At 50.7% G+C, this 17,765-nt stretch carries 11 protein-coding genes; 5 read left to right on the top strand and 6 right to left on the bottom strand.

Going from position 1 to position 17,765, the window contains the following annotated elements; genetic code table 11:
- Positions 1 to 162 precede the first annotated feature (162 nt).
- Positions 163 to 1,281, bottom strand: a complete 1,119-nt coding sequence (gene mutY / locus DRJ53_RS14905) for an A/G-specific adenine glycosylase (RefSeq protein ID WP_114236553.1) — start codon at positions 1,279 to 1,281, stop codon at positions 163 to 165.
- Between the two features lie 105 nt (positions 1,282 to 1,386).
- Here mutY and DRJ53_RS14900 point away from each other — a divergent pair, with 105 nt between their 5' ends.
- The 3 genes from DRJ53_RS14900 (at position 1,387) to DRJ53_RS14890 (ending at position 4,667) form a co-directional block, all read left to right on the top strand.
- Complete coding sequence (locus DRJ53_RS14900) at positions 1,387 to 1,686, top strand: HU family DNA-binding protein (protein WP_114236454.1); 300 nt, start codon at positions 1,387 to 1,389, stop codon at positions 1,684 to 1,686.
- A 219-nt stretch (positions 1,687 to 1,905) separates the two neighbouring features.
- Entirely contained in the window at positions 1,906 to 2,781 is an 876-nt protein-coding gene (locus DRJ53_RS14895; protein WP_240040739.1) for a tetratricopeptide repeat protein, read from the top strand.
- 332 nt (positions 2,782 to 3,113) lie between these two features.
- Positions 3,114 to 4,667, top strand: a complete 1,554-nt coding sequence (locus tag DRJ53_RS14890) for an Rne/Rng family ribonuclease (RefSeq protein ID WP_114236453.1) — start codon at positions 3,114 to 3,116, stop codon at positions 4,665 to 4,667.
- Between the two features lie 138 nt (positions 4,668 to 4,805).
- Here the strand turns inward: DRJ53_RS14890 and DRJ53_RS14885 are convergent, their stop codons facing one another.
- From DRJ53_RS14885 to DRJ53_RS14865, 5 genes are all read right to left on the bottom strand, one after another.
- Positions 4,806 to 6,167, bottom strand: coding sequence for a RagB/SusD family nutrient uptake outer membrane protein (locus DRJ53_RS14885; protein WP_114236452.1), 1,362 nt, complete (start codon positions 6,165 to 6,167; stop codon positions 4,806 to 4,808).
- 21 nt (positions 6,168 to 6,188) lie between these two features.
- Entirely contained in the window at positions 6,189 to 9,311 is a 3,123-nt protein-coding gene (locus DRJ53_RS14880) for a SusC/RagA family TonB-linked outer membrane protein (protein WP_114236451.1), read from the bottom strand.
- A gap of 241 nt (positions 9,312 to 9,552) precedes the next feature.
- Positions 9,553 to 11,034 carry a RagB/SusD family nutrient uptake outer membrane protein gene (locus DRJ53_RS14875; protein ID WP_162303885.1) on the bottom strand — a complete coding sequence of 494 codons (1,482 nt, stop codon included), beginning with the start codon at positions 11,032 to 11,034 and terminating at the stop codon, positions 9,553 to 9,555.
- A gap of 51 nt (positions 11,035 to 11,085) precedes the next feature.
- Positions 11,086 to 14,073: a SusC/RagA family TonB-linked outer membrane protein gene (locus DRJ53_RS14870; protein ID WP_114236449.1), complete on the bottom strand. Its 2,988-nt coding sequence runs from the start codon at positions 14,071 to 14,073 to the stop codon at positions 11,086 to 11,088.
- Positions 14,074 to 14,295: 222 nt separating this feature from the next.
- Complete coding sequence (locus DRJ53_RS14865; protein WP_114236448.1) at positions 14,296 to 14,988, bottom strand: zinc metallopeptidase; 693 nt, start codon at positions 14,986 to 14,988, stop codon at positions 14,296 to 14,298.
- 463 nt (positions 14,989 to 15,451) lie between these two features.
- Here DRJ53_RS14865 and radA point away from each other — a divergent pair, with 463 nt between their 5' ends.
- Both radA and DRJ53_RS14855 read left to right on the top strand, forming a co-directional pair.
- The gene (radA, locus tag DRJ53_RS14860; RefSeq protein ID WP_114236447.1) at positions 15,452 to 16,837 is read left to right on the top strand and encodes a DNA repair protein RadA; all 1,386 of its coding nucleotides are present in this window, start codon (positions 15,452 to 15,454) and stop codon (positions 16,835 to 16,837) included.
- A gap of 188 nt (positions 16,838 to 17,025) precedes the next feature.
- Entirely contained in the window at positions 17,026 to 17,727 is a 702-nt protein-coding gene (locus tag DRJ53_RS14855; RefSeq protein ID WP_241558564.1) for a ComF family protein, read from the top strand.
- Positions 17,728 to 17,765: the final 38 nt, after the last annotated feature.

Raw genomic sequence — 17,765 nt, 5'->3', positions numbered from 1 at the left:
TAAGTTTATCAAATTTTAAGCCATTAAGCCGTTTGTGGTTACACAACACGAAGGCAATTGCAGCAACCATCGCATAGTTTGTATGCAATAGTTCGATGTTACATTTCTCTGCAAATAAGGCGCACAAAGACTGTTGTTCCACCGTTGAGCAGCAACTATATTTTACACCATACCCTGCCCGTTTCCCTTCAATAATTCTTCGGTCACAAACTGCCTGATGGATTTAGGAAAAGGGTAATCATCGAGTTGGGAAATGGGAACCCATTGCAAGCCTTCCCGGTCAGCCTTTTCCGTTAGTTCCAGTTGTTCAAACGCCAGGTGCACCATCCGATGGGTAAGGCGTTGTTTGATACTAAACCGGGTGCCTATGCGCTTATATTGCGCCGGTTGGAGGTTCCATGCTCTTGCAGCCTCCGCTTCAATCAGTTGCCAGGTGGCGCCGGTGCCGGTTTCAAACAGCAAAAACTCCCACAATCCTTCCCATATATCGCGGCCCTGCCGCTGGTGCAGCGCCACTTCATTTCCATGGCGCAATACGAGGTAAAAAAAATGCCGCTCCGATACCTGCAGGCTTTTTTCTTTTACCGGCAAACTCAGTTGCCGCCCCTGCTGAAAAGCGGCGCAATGTTCCCGGAAAAAACACCCGCTGCATTCGGGCAGCGGCTTGCACACCACGGCACCAAAATCCATGATGGCCTGATTGTAAGCAGCCGCCTGGCCCTCGGGCAATTGCTGTTGCGCCAGGGTTGAAAACAGCGCCTTACCTTCGGTGCTATCGGTAGGGGTATCAATGCCGTGTATGCGCGATAGCACCCGGTACACGTTGCCATCAAGTACGGCATGGGGCAGGTTGTAGGCAAATGAAGCTATCGCCGCGGCAGTGTATGGCCCCACGCCTTTCAGCGCCAGGATGCCGTCGTAAGTATCGGGGAAATGGCCATCCAGGTCGTATGCTATATGCCGGGCGGTAGCCAGCAGGTTGCGGCAGCGGCTGTAATAGCCCAAGCCTTCCCATAGTTTCATTACCTGCCCGTCCGGCGCATCGGCTAGTTGGCGGATGGTTGGAAAAGCAGCCACAAACCGTTCAAAATAAGGCAACCCCTGCTCCACCCGGGTTTGCTGCAGCATGATCTCGGAGAGCCAGATGCGGTAAGGATCTTTTTCGCCTTTCCAGGGCATCTGGCGCTTGTTTTCCGTTTGGTGCCAGTGCAGCAACAGGCTGGCAAATAAGGCGCCGCCGCTTTTATACTGCTCAGTTGTAGCAATTGTTCCTTTTTTCATAACCAATTTGGGCAACAGCGACACTTTAGCCCACAAACTTGTTGTATTCTATTGACAATCACTAATTATCTCATTATATTGCTGCACATAAACCTAATACCGAATATGAGAAAAGCAGACCTGGTCAATCAGATTTCCGAAAAGACAGGCATTCCTAAAGTAGATGTGCTCGTTACCCTCGAGTCGATGTTCAAGGAAATAAAAGAATCCTTGTCCAAAGGCGAAAACATTTACATCCGTGGCTTTGGTTCTTTTGTTACCAAAAAAAGGGCCGCTAAAATCGGCCGCAACATCAAAAAGAACGTGGCAGTACACATTCCGGAGCACCATATTCCCGCCTTTAAGCCTGCCAAAGAGTTTGTTGCCGACATTAAAAAAGTAAGCGTAGCGCAACTCAACGGATAAGCAACACTTAGCTTATTGGGTATTGGGGTATCCGTAAACTCCTGTAACAAAACATTTGAGGCCGGGCAGCGCCGCAGTCCGGCTTTATTATGCTGCCACATCCGCCCTTTTTACCGGCACGCCTGCTGCCTGCCGGCACGATTGCAACAAAAAACCCAAATTCGGGGACCCAGCCCTTCCATACGGCGCCTGCCGTTATCTTTGCCAAAACTTTTTGGAGTGAACAAAAGCCAGTGGATTACGGTAGCCGTGTCGGCCCTGTTGGTAACAGGCCTCTATGCTGCCACCCAAAATAAAATTTTTGGCGCCAACCAATTGTCGCACGAAGGCCACGACCATGCCCCCGGCGAAGGCCACGAAGCCCCGGCTGCTGCTGGTGCCCTGCCTACCGATAGCGTATTGGCCCGTGCCCGCAAAACGCTGGCTCCTGAACAGGCCACCCGCATCCAGATGATGGAAAGCAGCATTACCCGCGGCGATGTGCAGGGCCAGAAAGAACACCTCTATCATCAACTTGCCCGCTTCTGGTACGACACCGGCCGTGTGTTTGAACCCTATGCTTTTTACCAGGCGGAAGCAGCAAGATTGGAAAATTCGGAAAAATCCCTCACCTTTGCTGCCCATTTGTTTTTGAGCAACCTTCGGGCTGAAGCCGATCCTGCCTTGCGGCAGTGGAAAGCACAACAAGCCAAGGACCTGTTCGAACGATCTTTGAAAATAAACCCGGCAAGCGATTCGTCGGAAGTGGGCCTGGGTGCTGCGCTGCTGTTTGGCGGCATTGGCGCCACCCCCATGGAAGGCATCGGCAAGTTGCGTGCGGTAACCGAACGCAACCCGCAAAGCATTTATGCCCAGCTTACGCTGGGGCAGGCATCGCTGATGTCGGGGCAAATGGATAAAGCCATCGAACGTTTTCAAAAAGTATGGGAACAAGATCCCAAAAACCTGGAAGCCGTAATTTCGCTGGCTGATGTGTATGAACGGAAAGGCGATAAAAAGAATGCCATTGTATGGTACCGCCAAAGCCTGCCGCTCATAGAGAACGACAACATTAAAAAAGAAGTGGAGCAAAGAATTGCTGACCTTAGCAAATAACCATTATTGATCATTTAAACAGTTAACTGAATATGCCTTGTGGTAAAAAAAGAAAGCGTCATAAGATTGCTACGCATAAGCGTAAAAAGAGATTAAGAAAGAACCGTCATAAGAAACGTAAATAAGACTGTTCTTCCCCGCATACCGGGAGCCGTTTCAATGGCTTCCGGTATCCTTTTTTCTGCTAATCACGCAGTGCCCCCATTTGCGCAAACCCGCCTCAACACTTTGCTCCAGCCATCAACTTTTTTCCCAGGTTTCTGCATCTGCGCGGCACACCGCGTATCCCCCATTAGCGCCCACAAGTTGTACGTTCGTAAAGGTGGAGTAATGTGAACAAAGAATTAATCATCAATGCTGCCACGCATGGCGTGGATATAGCATTACTGGAAGACAAGAAGCTGGTAGAACTGCACACAGAAAAAAACGATGCCCGCTTTGCCGTGGGTGATCTGTATTTAGGCAAGGTAAAAAAACTTATTCCCGGACTGAACGCGGCTTTTGTGGATGTTGGCTACGAAAAAGATGCCTTTCTGCACTACACCGACCTGAGCCCTTATGCCAAGTCGCTGCTGAAGTTTACCCAAATGGCGATCAACGATAAAACGCCGGAGGGTATGGACTTTTCGCAGTTTGGGGTAGAGCCCGAAATCATCAAGACCGGAAAGATCAACGAGGTACTCAACGGCAAGCCCAACATCCTGGTGCAGATCCTGAAAGAGCCCATTGCAGCCAAAGGCCCCCGCCTGAGCTGCGAAATTTCGCTGCCCGGCCGTTTTGTGGTGCTGACTCCCTTCAACGACATTGTTGCCGTTTCGCGTAAAATCCATTCTTCGGAAGAACGCAAACGCCTGCAGCGCATTGTAGAAAGCATCAAGGGCAAAAACTTTGGCGTTATTGTGCGTACGGCTGCGGAGGGTAAAAATACCGCCGAGCTACACGAAGACCTCGCTGAGTTGCAAGCAACCTGGAGTGTGATCCAGAAAAACCTGCTGGGTGCAGCGCCGCCGAAAAAGATTTTGAGTGAGCAAACCAAAGCCCACAGCATTCTGCGCGACCTGCTCAATGCCGATTTCAACCGCATTGTGGTAAATGACAAAACCATTTACTCCGATGCCAAGAACTACATCCAGCGCATTGCGCCGGAAAAAGCGGAGATCATAACGCTGCACAACCAGCCCCTGCCCATTTTTGACCAGTACGGCATTACCAAACAGATCAAAGCGGCATTTGGCAAAACAGTAAACCTCAACAGCGGTGCCTACCTCATTATCGAGCACACCGAGGCCCTGCATGTAATTGACGTAAACAGCGGTTACAAAAGCGTGAGCAACAACCAGGAGCAAAACGCCCTGGAAACCAACCTGGAAGCGGCCGAGGAAATTTCCCGCCAGCTGCGCCTGCGCGACATTGGCGGCATCATCGTGGTAGATTTCATCGATATGAAACTGCCCGAGAACAAGAAAAAGCTGATGGAGGCCATGGAAGGCTTTATGCGCCCCGACCGTGCCAAGCATGCCGTGCTGCCCATTTCCAAGTTTGGCCTGATGCAGATTACGCGGCAGCGGATGAAGCCCGAAATGAACATCAACACGCAGGAGGTTTGTCCTTCCTGCCACGGCACGGGCAAAATTTCGTCTACGCTTATCCTGGAAGACGAGATCGAGAAAAACCTGGGCTACCTGTTTACCCACAAACACAGCAACCTTTCCATTACCGTGCACCCCATCGTACATGCCTATTTAACCAAAGGCTGGCTGTGGAACTCAAAACTGGCCCGCTGGAAACGCAAATACAAACAAGCCATTACGGTAAAAGCCGACAACAATTACCAACTCACCGAATTTCGGTTTTTTGATGCCAACGGCGAAGAAATTAAGATGTAGGCTAGTGATTAGCGTTTGTTGTTGATCGTGAAACATCAAACGTGAATGGTGAAAAGAAAAACAACACGACAAGACATTAAATAGAAACGGCTCCCAGTTGGGAGCCGTTTCTATTTACACTGTATTTTTTTCTGGCTATTAATAACCTTCGTTCTGTGTAAGGTTGGGGTTTACCTGGCGTTCCCGTTCGGGGATGGGCAAAACCAGCCGCGGTGCATTCCAGGCATATGGCCCAATGGAGCCTTGCAGGCGTTTGATGTCGTGGAGCACGGCGCCTTCAAATGCAAGCTCCAAGCGGCGTTCCTTTAAAATGCTGGCCAGCGTAAGCTGCCCGGCATTCAGCGGCTGCAAGCCGGCCCTTGTCCTGATCTGGTTTACATCGCTGAGTGGCGAAGCACCCACGGCAGTGCCCAGCCTAAAATTGGCTTCGGCACGAATGAGGTACATTTCCGCAAGGCGCACCACGGGCACGTTGCCATACACCATATCGTATTTGGCTGTGCGCAAACCGCCATCCCTGTAAATCAGGTCCAGGCGCTGGTCGTCGGGCTCAAATTGCGCCACGAAGGCGTCACGCAGGTCAATATCGCCACGGCCAGTAGTGGAAAAATACGTATTGAGCTCGTTTACACCAGCGCTGCTGGTAACGGCAATGGAAAAAATATACTCCGCAGGGCTTTCGGTGTCTTCGCTCAGGTTTTGCGAATTAAAGGGGAATACGGCGTCTGTTTCTACCAGCCGGTAGCGGTTGGCAGTAATGACGCGGTTGGCTGCGGCGGCAGCTTGTTCGTAATTGCCTTGCTGCAGGTAAATGCGGGCCAGCATGGCTGCGGCAGCGTACCGCGATGCAAACACGTTGTTTGTTTGCGCTGCTGGGAGCAGTGCTTCGGCTTCGGTCAGGTCTTTAATGGCCTGCGCATACACTTCCGAAACTTTGGCTCGGGCCACATTGCTCGACTCGTTGAGCGGCGCCCTGGTAGGGGTTAAAATCAGCGGCACGCCGTCGTTGTTGGCGGGGTTGCCGTCGTTCCAGGATTTGGCATATAGCCGCACCAGTTCAAAATAAACGGCACCGCGGATAAATTTGGCTTCGCCTTCCACCCGGGCCTTACGGGCCGGCAGTACCACATCCAGCGCAGAAAGTACATTGTTTACATCGTTGATTACCTGGTACGAATCAAGCCAGGTGTCCCGCACGAACACGTTGTTGACCGGCGTTGATTTGTTGTACAATTGGGTTAGGCCCTGGAAGGTTCCGGTCCAGTTGAACAGATTGGAGCCACCCAGCAACTCCGATATGAGCATGATGTTGCCGCCGTACACATCGGCATCGCCCAGGTCGGAGTAAGCACCGATCAGGGCTGCTTCCACATCCGAGCTGGTGCGCAGTGCCTGCCCTTCGTCGATGCTTTGCGTGGGGGTTATATCGAGATTTTTTTCGCATGCCGACATGGTGAACAGCAGTGCCGCAATGCCTAAAAATTTATTGATCCTTTTCATTGTAATAAAATTGATTGTTGGTTACAGCCCTACGTTTACACCAAATACAATGGCCCTGATTTGCGGTGCCGAGTAAAAATCTACACCCTGGTTGATGTTGGATGCCTGGTAATCGGCATTCACTTCAGGATCCCAACCGTTGTAGTTGGTAAACGTAAACAGGTTTTGGCCCCTTACGTACACCCGTGCCCGGTCCAGGCCAATGCGGCCGATTACCGACTTGGGCAGGCTGTAGCCCAGCATCAGTGTTTTTACCCGCAAAAACGAACCGTCCGAAACAAAGCGGCTGGAAGGATCGGTGCCGTTGGGGAAGAACAGGCGTGCTTCAGGAATCCGGGTTACATCGCCGGGTGCTTTCCAGGCTGCCAACTGGTCGCGGGTTTGGTTATCAAATCCGTTGGAAGCGCTGGCCGACATGTACTGTCCACCACCAGCGTAGTTTTCATTTCCATACACTCCCTGCAGCATCAGTTCCAGGTCAAAGCCTTTGAAGTTAACCGTATTGCGGATGCCGTAGATAAAATCAGGATTGGGGTTGCCAACCACCACTTCCTCGGCTTCGTTATAGTCGGCAGTGGTGGAGCGGTCCAGTTTACCATCTGGGCCCACCGTGTTTTTAATATACAGGGCATCGCCGGTTTGCACATCGGCACCGGCAAACTCACGGGCTACAAACACACCCAGCGGCTGTCCTTCGCGGGCCCGGTTTTGCCTGCCAATACCAATTTCCTGTCCGGCCAGGTTGGTGATCTTATTGCGGTTGAGGCTAAAGTTTACGTTGGTGGTCCAGCGGAAATTGCGGGTAGCGATGTTGTCGCTGTTGATGGAAATCTCGATGCCCTTATTTTCCATATTGCCGATGTTGCGCAACTGGGAGGCAAAACCCGAAGTACCCGGAACCTCTACATTCAGCAGGAGGTCTTTTGTTTTTTTCATGTACAGGTCAACCTCGGCACTGATGCGGTTTTTCAAAAAACCAATTTCAAAACCTACATCGCCGCTGGTAGATGTTTCCCATTTCAGGTCGGGGTTGGCCAGTTGGCTTGGGTGCTGGCCCGGTACGCCGTTATAGGGTGCATCGCCTGAAAACAGGCCCAAAGAAGCAAAGTTGCCGATCTCGGCATTACCTGTCAGGCCGTAGCTGGCTTTCAGTTTCAGGAAAGAAATGGCGTTGGAGTTTTTCAAGAAATTCTCCTCGGACACAATCCAACCCGCCGAAGCTGCCGGGAAAAAGCCCCAACGGTTGTTGGCGCCAAAACGCGATGATGCATCGAAACGGCCGCTTAGTGTGAGCAGGTATTTGTCGTTGAACTTATAGTTGGCCCGGGCAAAATAAGAAAGGAACGAAAACTGCGACTCCGAAGAAGAGGCATCAGCCTTAGTGGCAGCACTTGCCAGCTTTTTGTAAGCCGAAGATGGGAAAGCTTCCGCTTCAGCATAAATGCTGTAAATGCGCTGGTTTTGATAACTCATACCCACCACGCCATCAATGTCGTGCCTGTCGGCAAACGAAGTGGCATACCGGAAAAAGTTGTTGGTGGTAATGTTTAGGATCTGGTCGGACGAGGCAAGGCCACCGCCTTTGGGATATCCCGAGTTGCGTTCGGTAAGCGGCCCGTAATACCCATCCTCATTTTGGTTCATTTGGTCCATGCCCAACTCGGAACGGAAAGTGAGGTTTTTGAACAGTTGCGCCTGGCCAAACAGGTTGCCCAAAGTGCGGTTTACTGTTGTATTTAAATAAGCATCCGCATAGTTCAGGATCGGGTTGTAATACACCGGGTAGTTGGTGTTGGGCCCGCCGGGGTTGGTGGCCCGGGCCGGATCGGATGCCCCGCTGATCAGGCCCGTTCTTGGGTCGATGAGGGGCGTAATGGGCGAAAGTGCTACGATCTGCAACGGGTTGGAAAATGCGTTGTCGTTGGAAACGCGATCGTTGAGCGACCGGGCAAAATTGAGGTTCATGCCCAGGTTCAGCCAGTTGTTGAACTTGTGGTCGAGGTTGAGGCGGCCGTTATATTTTTTATAGCTGTTACCCAGCAAAATACCGGTCTGGTCGAGGTATTGGCCACCCATATAAAAGGTGGTGCGTTCGTTGCCACCCGAAAAGCTCAAATCGTACTGCGAAATGGGCGCATCCTGAAAAGCTTGGTCCTGCCAGTTGGTATTTACTTTGTAAGTTTTATAATCGTCATTGCCTGCCGAATAGCGGCGCAGGCGGCTTTCGAGGAAATCAATGTTATCGGCAATGGCTTCCTGCTCCGACGAATAGCCGGAAATATCATAACGGAAATCGTAGCGGCCGGCACCTTCGGCAGCCTGGTACATTAGTTTTACATAATCCTCGGCGTTCAGGAATTCCATTTTACGCGTGGGCTTTTGCATACCGGTATAAAAACCAAAATCTACCCGCGAACGGCCGGTTTTGCCCCGCTTGGTAGTAATAAGCACCACGCCGTTTGATGCCCGGGAGCCATAGATGGCTGCTGAAGACGCATCTTTTAAAATCTCAATGGATTCAATGTCATTGGTATTCAACTCAGCCAGCGGGTTGGTAGGCGCACCGTTGCTCGAAAGGTTGAGCGTCACCACCGGGATGCCGTCCACCACGTACAGCGGCTCGTTGCCACCCGTTACCGACGACGCACCGCGGATGCGTATATTGATGCCCTGGCCTAGCTTTCCGTTTTGTTGGGTTACCTGCACGCCGGCAGCACGGCCCTGCAGCGCAGTTTCAAACGAAGTGACCGGCGTATTGGCCAGTTCAGCAGAACCTACTTTTGCAATGGCGCCGGTAACATCCCGCTTTATCTTGGTGCCATAACCTACCACCACCACTTCGTCCAGCGATGTTTCGCCGGCGGCCAGCGATGCAGTAATGGGCGTAGCGGAAGCAGCCACTTCAATCTTGCGGAAACCTACATAAGAAATAACGAGTGTGGCATTTTGCGGTGCATTGATGGTAAAGGAACCGTCGGGGCCGGTAACAGCATTTGCGCTGCCGCCTTTTACCGAAACAGTTGCACCAACGATGGGCGAACCGGTACGTTCATCGGTAACCCTACCGGTTACGGGTACCTGTGCCCACAATACCTGAACGGCAAGCAACAGCATTGCCAGTAATAGCGGCTTTAACTTTCTCATGTACACTTGATTTAGTCTGGATATTTTATAACATTTCTATAACAGACTGAAAGTTAAAGTGCAATGCTGCTTTACCAATTAGTTTTAAATAAATATTTTTAAATAAGATGAATAATGGCGAATAATCAAGATGATATCAAGCGGCCGGAGCAGATACTTTTTTAACCTCATACAACGCCCAACATAAAAAAATCCCCGGCCTTGGCCGGGGATTAATTATTAAGCAGGCATTTATTGAAGTTTAGTAACCTGAATTCTGAGCCTGGTTGGTGTTTGCCCTAACCACCGTTTCCGGGATCGGCAGGGCCCATTCGCGGTCGTTTGGCTCCAGGCGGCAATCGCCGGCCGGCGACTGGCTGGTACCGCAAGTGCTGCCGCGCTGAATGGTGCGGGTAGTGCGCTTCAGGTCAAAAAAACGGTGGCCTTCGCCAATCAGTTCTGCTCTTCTTTCATTTGCTATAGCCTCCAGCAGCGGGGCGCCCACCAATACCAGTGGCAGGTTACCGGTGATGCGGTTGGCACGCAGCGTGTTCAAATCTTGCAAAGCCAGTACATCCTGGCCGCTCCTGGCACGGGCTTCAGCACGGATCAGGTACATTTCACCGGTGCGGATGGCGGGGAAATTGGCATTGCCATCCGATACGGTTGCGCCCTTACCACGGTATTTGGTCAAGGCCAAGCCTTTAGATACGGTACCGTCGTTGATATGGGTAAAATAGGTGCTGTAACGAACATCGTTGCTACGAACCAAGCCACCGGTTCCCAAAGTATCGGCAATTTCCAATGCCGGACGGAAATAACTGCGCTTGTTGGTTGCAAAGTATACCAGGAAGGTAGGCCCGCTCTGGCCGGCTTCAAACTGTATGTTCCAGATTATCTCGCCACGGTTGGTTTCGTTGTACATACCTGCAAAAGCAGCAGGGTTGGTTACACCGTTTACCAGTGGCCTGCGGTCGATGGCCTCCGTAGCTGCAGTAATGGCATCAGCCCACTGACCAGCATACAGGCTGGCTCTTGCCTGGATGGCATAAGCACCTGCCAGGTCGATGTAGGGACGGGTAAGCGCCGAAGATGCGTTGATGGCACGATCCACATTTTGCAACAAACGAACGGCCTCGGAAAGGTCGGCAAACAGGTTGTCGTAAAACTCCTTGTTGGTCATCCGTGGCGGCTGTACCGCGTTGGGCGAAGGAAGGATAAATTCCTTTACATAAGCTACAGCGGGGTCGTTGCTATTGCGGTCGAAACGCGGAGCGAAATACCGGAACAGGTCGAAATGCGCCAGGGCACGAATAGCCAGTGCCTGGCCTTTCAGGCGGTTAGCACGGCCCTGGTTGGCGCTAGTTGTGAACTTATCGATATCGCGCAGCACTACGTTGGCGTTGGCAATAACCGCGTAAGGAGCCGAATAAAACGTAGTGATCTGCGTGGTGTTCTGGTTAAAGGTCCAGTCGGCCATAGCCCTGGAGTTGGCCAGCGACGAACCGGATTCAAACAGGTTATCGCTCAGCACGTCGGGCATCAGCGACCAGCCTGCGCCGGTACCACTGCCCGATCCGTAATAGTTGCCATTGCGGAAACCGGCATATGCACCCAACAACACCTGCTCTATCTGGTCCATGTTGGATGGATTGTTCAATCCATCGAGTGTAAACTCGGGTGTCAGTTCCAACACCTCTTCTTTGGTACAGGCCTGCAGCATGCTCAGTGCTGTCAGGGCCATCAGTGAATATTTTATCGTTTTGAACATGATCAAGATTCTAGATTGTTTTAATTAAAACCCAACGGACAGGCCAAATGTTGTTTGCACCAGTGCAGGGTATTGTGCACCCACCAGCGAGGTACCGGTTGCTTCGGGGTCAAAGCTGCGGTACTTTGTTTTGGTCCACCAGTTTTGTCCCTGCACAAATACCCGGGCAGTCCTGATCTTAGCCTTGCTCACCAGGCTGGTAGGCAGGGTGTAACCCAGGGTTACGTTGCGCAAACGCCAGTAGCTGGCATCGTCGAGGAACCGACTGGTAGCTGTTTGGTATGGGTTGGCAGGTGCACCAGTAGCAGAAACAGCACCAGCACCCGGACGGGGCACATCGGTGATGTCGCCTGGTTTGCGCCATTCGCGCAGCATACCTACCCACATATTATCAAACAGGTAAGTTGGGTTGGCCACGTTGTTCAGGTCGTTGTTATACATTACCCGGTCCAGGAAAAAGTTGAGCTGTGCACTCAGGTCCAGTCCTTTATAAGAAATGGTGCTGGAGATGCCACCATACCAGGGCGCATCAGAAGTACCGACATATACACGGTCGCCTACGCTGAACACAGGAGTGGTGCTGCCATCACGCTTATAATACAGTGCATTACCCGTTGCAGGGTCTACACCAGCATAACGAACCATGTACAGGCTGTTTACGGGATGGTCTACCGCCAGGAAAGTGGTAGTGCTGTTGGGCAGCGAATCCTGAGGAAGGCTCACTACGCGGTTTTTGTTGTAGGTGATATTGCCCTGGATGTTCCAGGTAAAATCACGGGCACGGATCACATCGCCACGCAGCATCAACTCTACACCACGGTTGCGTACCTGGCCAAAGTTGGAGGGGAAGGTTGTAAATCCGTTGCCTGAAGGATCGCGGGGAATGTCGTAAAACAAACCACCTTTTTCTTTACCACCGGTGAGGCGGTCGTAAAACTCAACCGAACCAGACAGCCTGTTACGCAGTACGGCAAAATCGACACCGAGGTTGATGGTGCGTTGCTGTTCCCAGGTGTAATCGAGGTTACCCGGCGTCCCCAGGCCCCAGCCGGTAGTACCGGCATAAGAAATACGGCCAAAAGTTGGGATGGGGAAGTCGCCTGCGGGTGGTGTGGTTTGGTTACCGGTGGTACCAATGCTGGCACGGATACGGAGGTCGTCAAACACATTCTGGTTTTCCATAAACGACTCCTCGGTAGCTACCCAGGTTAAACCAACGGAGCCAAAGTTGGCAAACCGGCGGTTTACACCAAAGCGGGAAGAACCATCACGACGGCCTACCAGTGTAACATAGTATTTACCAGCATAACCGTAGTTGATGATGCTGAAATAAGACAGGATACCGTTTTGTGTACCGTTACCGGTTACTGCAGGAATATAGTTGGGATTGGTAGTGCTACCCGGTGTAATGCCGGCTTCATTGTCAAAACCATTGGTCAGGCCATAACCGGTAAAACCAGAACTGCGGAACTGTCCTTTTACCACTTCGGTAAACAACCCTGCATCCAGTTCGTGTTCGCCAATAGTAGCCTTATAGTTCAGCGAGGTGGTTCCGGTGTAGCGGAAGTTGCGGTTGAATGTTCTGGTCAAAGCACCCTGGCGTGCCAGACCCACAGAAGTACGGGGACTGGTAAAATTGGAGCCTTCGTTTTGAGTGTAATCGACACCCCAGTTGGTACGGGCAGTTAAGCCAGGCAGGAATGGGAAATGGTATTCCAGGTAAGAAACGGCCACACCTTTCAACTGGTTCGACCAGTTTTTGTTCAGGAACAATTCCATGGCAGGGTTAGGCTGACCAGAAGTCAGATAAGCTGCGCCGCCGGTTTGCTGATATTCGCCGGTAGTTGGGTCAATATCCCTTTCGTACGGGTTAGCCCATCGGATGGCATTCAACGGTGAGTTCAAGAACGTGTTTGCTTCCGCAGTATTGTTGATCCGCGAAAAACCAGCCTGCAGGTTTACACCAAAACGGAAGTTATTAATGGTATTGTCCACGTTAACACGGGCAGTGTACCGCTTCAGGCCAGTGGTTTTTACAATACCCTCTTGGTCTAGGTACGAAAGCGAAGCAAACATCTTGCTGTTCTGCGAGCCGCCAGAAGCGCTCAGCATATGCTGGTGGGTAACGCCGCTTTGGAACAGGGCATCCTGCCAGTTGAAGTTTACGTTTTTCAGGCTATCAGCCTCGGCGGTTGACCAACCGTAGGGGTTGCCACGTTGCAGTTCGTAGTCAATTTTCTGGCTGCTGTTCATCACCTCCAGGCGGTCTTTGGGCAGTTTGCTGAAACCCAGCTGGGCATCATAGGTAAGCTGCAAAGTGCCGGCACGGCCACGACGGGTAGAAATGACGATCACACCGTTGGAACCGCGGGATCCGTACATGGCGGTAGCGGCAGCATCTTTCAACACTTCCACCCGCTCAAAATCGCCTTGGTTAAGGCTGGCGAAATCGGCAGCGGAAATTTCAATACCGTCCATGATGTACAAGGGAACGTTGCCACCGTTGATGGAACCGTTACCACGGATGCGCACCTGTGCGCTAGCACCGGGCTGGCCGCTGTTGGCTACAACAGAGATACCGGAAGCCTGTCCTTGCAGCGCCTGGTCGAACGAACCAAATGGCTGGCGGCGGATCTCGGCGGGCGGCACTGCGGCAGTGGCACCGGCAAATTTCTTGCGCTGTACGGTTGTATAACCCGTTACCACCACTTCGCTCAGGCTGTTTTCCACAGCAGCCAAACGGATGGTCATAGAGCCGGAAGCCACCGCTACTTCCTGGGTTTGATACCCTACATAGCTTACTACTAATACGCCGTTTTGGGGTGCGCTGATGGAAAATGAACCATCCACACCAGAAACAGCGTTTACGTTGGCGCTTTTTACCCGGATGGTAGCACCAACGATTGGTTGATCATTTGGATCGACTACCCTACCTGTTACCTGTACTTGTGCCCAAAGTACCTGAACCATAAGGAGCAGGGGCAGAAGCAGGAACAGCTTCATTTTTCTCATATATGTCTGAATTTTAAGGATGTAAAAATAAACTTAAAAGATGCAGACAGCAAAAAGCCACGCATATGCTGCGTGGCTCTCCATATTATTCAAACAACAACCTCGGCTATATTAACAACTCATTTTTTTACCATATAGCCAAATTATTGATTCAACCTCATTCAAACATACATAGCGATAAAGGCAAATGTATGAGTTGTCCACACATTAAGCCTTTTGCGCTTACTCACGATCGCGGCCGCCCAAAAATATCATTACGTACTGCATCAGGGTAGCCACGGCGGCCAGTGCAGCTACTACATAAGTCATTGCAGCCCAGGTAAGTGCATTTTTTGCCTTAGGATATTCCTGAGGGGTAGTAACGTTGGTACTTTGCAACCAGGCAAGGGCCCGGCGGCTGGCATCAAACTCTACCGGCAGGGTAATTACCGAAAACACTACGGTAAGGGCAAACAGGATAATGCCCACCAGCAACAGCGTATAATTGCCCGAAGAAGCCATAATGATACCGATCAGCAGCACCCAGTTTACCAGGTTGGAGCTAAACTGTACGGCCGGCACCAGTTTGCTGCGCAGCGTGAGCCAGGTGTAGGCGGTGGCGTGCTGCACGGCATGGCCGGTTTCGTGGGCAGCTACCGCAGCGGCGGCCACGCTATAGCCACTGTACACATCGGGGCTCAGGTTAATGGTCTTATTCATGGGGTTGTAGTGGTCCGACAGGAAGCCGGGCACCGAAACAACCTGAACATCATAGATACCGTTTTCGCGCAGCATCCGCTCAGCAATTTGCTTACCGGTAAGCCGGGCAGCAATGGGGATTTTACTGAAAGTGTTGAACTTGCGTTTCAGTATGGCCGATACCAGCATACTAATCCCCAAAAAGATAAAAGAAACGATCATTATAGATGGCGTCATGCGTTGTAGGTTTTTCTATGAACCATCAAATCTATTACCAATCGGCCGATTTTAAGCACAGCCGTACAGGCTTTAACAATTAGGCCACCATTTTGTCAGCCTGGCCCCGAAATTGGCCACTCATACTGACAGTTTAACAGCACCAGATTTTTCCAGAACTTTTACTTGACAATTATAAATTGTTACAAATCAATATTTTAATCGATTTATTCGCCTCTTTTTTTAACCTTCAAATGGCTGAAAAAGGGCCCTTCGTGCAAAAAAATTATTTTGAAATGTGGGGCATATTTGTAATTTAGTGTCAGAATTTAATGGGTTAGTAAGTAAAAGGGTCGGTCTTCTGGTCGGCCCTTTTTACTTTTTATCTTTGCCCCGATCCCGGAATTTCACTCCGGGTTTTTACCAATACCTTCCAGCTTTTTGCTACGCCAATTTTTCAAATTATTTATTGCATTCACCAAGCATGTCGAAAGTAAAAACAGGTTTTTTCTGTCAGAGTTGTGGTTATGAAAGTGCCAAGTGGTTGGGCAAATGTCCGGGCTGCCAGCAATGGAATACGTTTGTTGAAGAACTCATTCAAAAGGATACAAAAAAAGGATCGGCAGCAACCGATTGGAAAGAATACAACGGTGATAACCGCAGCAAAAAAACAGTGGCGCTGCAACAGGTAGTGGCACACGAAATGCCCCGCACACTAACTGCCGATCCCGAACTCAATCGTGTGTTGGGTGGTGGCATTGTTCCGGGCTCCATTGTGTTGGTTGCCGGTGAACCAGGCATTGGTAAATCAACGCTTTTTTTACAAATGGGATTGATGATGCAGGGTGTAACAACACTGTACATCAGTGGCGAGGAAAGCGGCCAGCAAATAAAGATGCGTGCCGACCGGCTGCAAAAAGAAAACGAAGATTTTTACCTGCTCACCGAAACATCCACGCAAACCATTTTTGCGGAAATAAAAAAGCTGAAGCCCGAACTGATCATCGTTGATTCTATTCAAACATTGGAGTCGCCATTTATTGAATCATCTGCAGGAAGTGTGTCGCAAATAAAAGAATGCGCCGCCGAGTTTCAGCAGTTTGCCAAAGAAACGCATACGCCTGTTTTCCTGATTGGCCATATCACTAAAGAAGGCAACATAGCAGGCCCCAAAGTGCTGGAGCATATGGTGGATACGGTGCTGCAATTTGAAGGCGACCGCCACTATGCATACCGCATTTTGCGAACGCTGAAAAACCGCTTTGGCTCCACTGCCGAAATAGGCATTTATCAAATGAATGAAATGGGCATGAGCGCCGTGCTCAATCCCAGCGAAATACTGATCACGCAAAAAGAAGATGCGCTCAGTGGCATTGCCATTGCGGCAACGCTTGAAGGGCAGCGGCCACTGCTCATTGAAGTTCAGGCACTGGTTACACAATCGGTGTACGGTACACCGCAACGCACCGTTAGTGGTTTTGACCTGCGCAGGCTGCAACTGCTGTTGGCTGTGTTGGAAAAACGCGGCGGCTTTCATTTTGGTGTAAAAGATGTGTTCCTCAACATTGCCGGCGGGCTGAAAGTAGAAGATCCATCCATCGACCTGGCGGTGCTGTGTGCCTTGCTTTCTTCCTATGAAGATGTGGCTATTCCGCACAACATTTGCTTTGCCGGCGAAGTGGGCCTCAGTGGCGAGATACGGGCTGTAAACCGCGTGGAGCAACGCATTGCGGAAGCGGAGAAATTAGGCTTTGATAAAATCATTATTTCCAAGTACAGTCAAAAAGGCCTGTCCACCAACCGGTATAATATAGAAGTAGTGTTGATGGGGCAAGTGGAAGAAGTATATCGGTATTTGTTTAATGGATAATGCTTGTGAAAGGGTAGGTCAAAAGTTGAAAGGTAAAACCTAAAAGTTGTGCTCTGTTTGTAATGTCACTTTTGGGTTTTCACTTTTGCCTTTTGACTTATTCATCTGCCTGCTTTGAATCCACCGTTCCGCCTGTTATCTTGTTGCAAAACCAAAACTTGCGTTACCAACAACTCTTTACATCTAGCTTGCATGAATTAAAACAAACTGCCGACAGTTTGTTGCACCTGGTATTTCCGCATTGCTGCACCGGTTGCGGCACCGATATGTTGCAGGCCAACCAGGTGTTGTGCACCACTTGTGCCGATGCATTGCCCCGGACACACTTCGAGCACCACGCCAACAATCCGATTGAGAAAATATTTTGGGGACGCCTGCCCATTACTTATGCTTCATCGCAATACTTTTTTACCAAAGACTCGGTGATGCAAAACCTGATGCATGCACTAAAATACCGGGGTAATAAAGAAGTGGGTTTGTGGCTGGGCAAAACGATCGGCGCACATCTTGCCGGCACCAACCGGTTCATGCAGGTAGATGCGCTGGTGCCGCTGCCGCTCTATCCCGAAAAAGAACACCAACGTGGTTACAACCAGGCCCGCGTGTTGTGCGATGGCATGGCGCAGGCATTGCAAAAGCCGGTGCTGCACCAGGCTATCATTCGTACCCATCACACTGAAAGCCAAACCAAGAAATCAAGAGTGGAACGATGGCAAAATATGGACGGCCGTTTTTTAGTAACTGATCCTGCAGCATTACAAGGCAAACACCTGTTGCTGGTAGATGATGTGGTAACCACTGGCGCCACGCTGGAAGCCTGCGGCCGATGCTTGCTTAATGTACCCGATGTGCGGTTAAGTATAGCTACGTTGTGCTGCGCATTTAATTAAACAACAATCATCCACCATCTATCATCCATCAACTCTTC

Origin of the sequence: Paracnuella aquatica (genome assembly GCF_003332885.2) — a bacterium.
Taxonomy (GTDB): Bacteria; Bacteroidota; Bacteroidia; order Chitinophagales; family Chitinophagaceae; genus Flavisolibacter; species Flavisolibacter aquaticus.
Note: the sequence above shows the minus strand (reverse complement) of the source record. Positions and strands in the feature narration are given on the sequence as shown.

Coding starts and splice junctions, on each gene's coding strand:
- radA (WP_114236447.1), top strand. CDS start 15,452: ATGTCGAAAGTAAAAACAGGTTTTTTCTGTCAGAGTTGTGGTTATGAA.
- DRJ53_RS14880 (WP_114236451.1), bottom strand. CDS start 9,311: ATGAGAAAGTTAAAGCCGCTATTACTGGCAATGCTGTTGCTTGCCGTT.
- DRJ53_RS14875 (WP_162303885.1), bottom strand. CDS start 11,034: ATGGCCCTGACAGCACTGAGCATGCTGCAGGCCTGTACCAAAGAAGAG.
- DRJ53_RS14865 (WP_114236448.1), bottom strand. CDS start 14,988: ATGACGCCATCTATAATGATCGTTTCTTTTATCTTTTTGGGGATTAGT.
- DRJ53_RS14885 (WP_114236452.1), bottom strand. CDS start 6,167: ATGAAAAGGATCAATAAATTTTTAGGCATTGCGGCACTGCTGTTCACC.
- DRJ53_RS14870 (WP_114236449.1), bottom strand. CDS start 14,073: ATGAGAAAAATGAAGCTGTTCCTGCTTCTGCCCCTGCTCCTTATGGTT.
- DRJ53_RS14900 (WP_114236454.1), top strand. CDS start 1,387: ATGAGAAAAGCAGACCTGGTCAATCAGATTTCCGAAAAGACAGGCATT.
- mutY (WP_114236553.1), bottom strand. CDS start 1,281: ATGAAAAAAGGAACAATTGCTACAACTGAGCAGTATAAAAGCGGCGGC.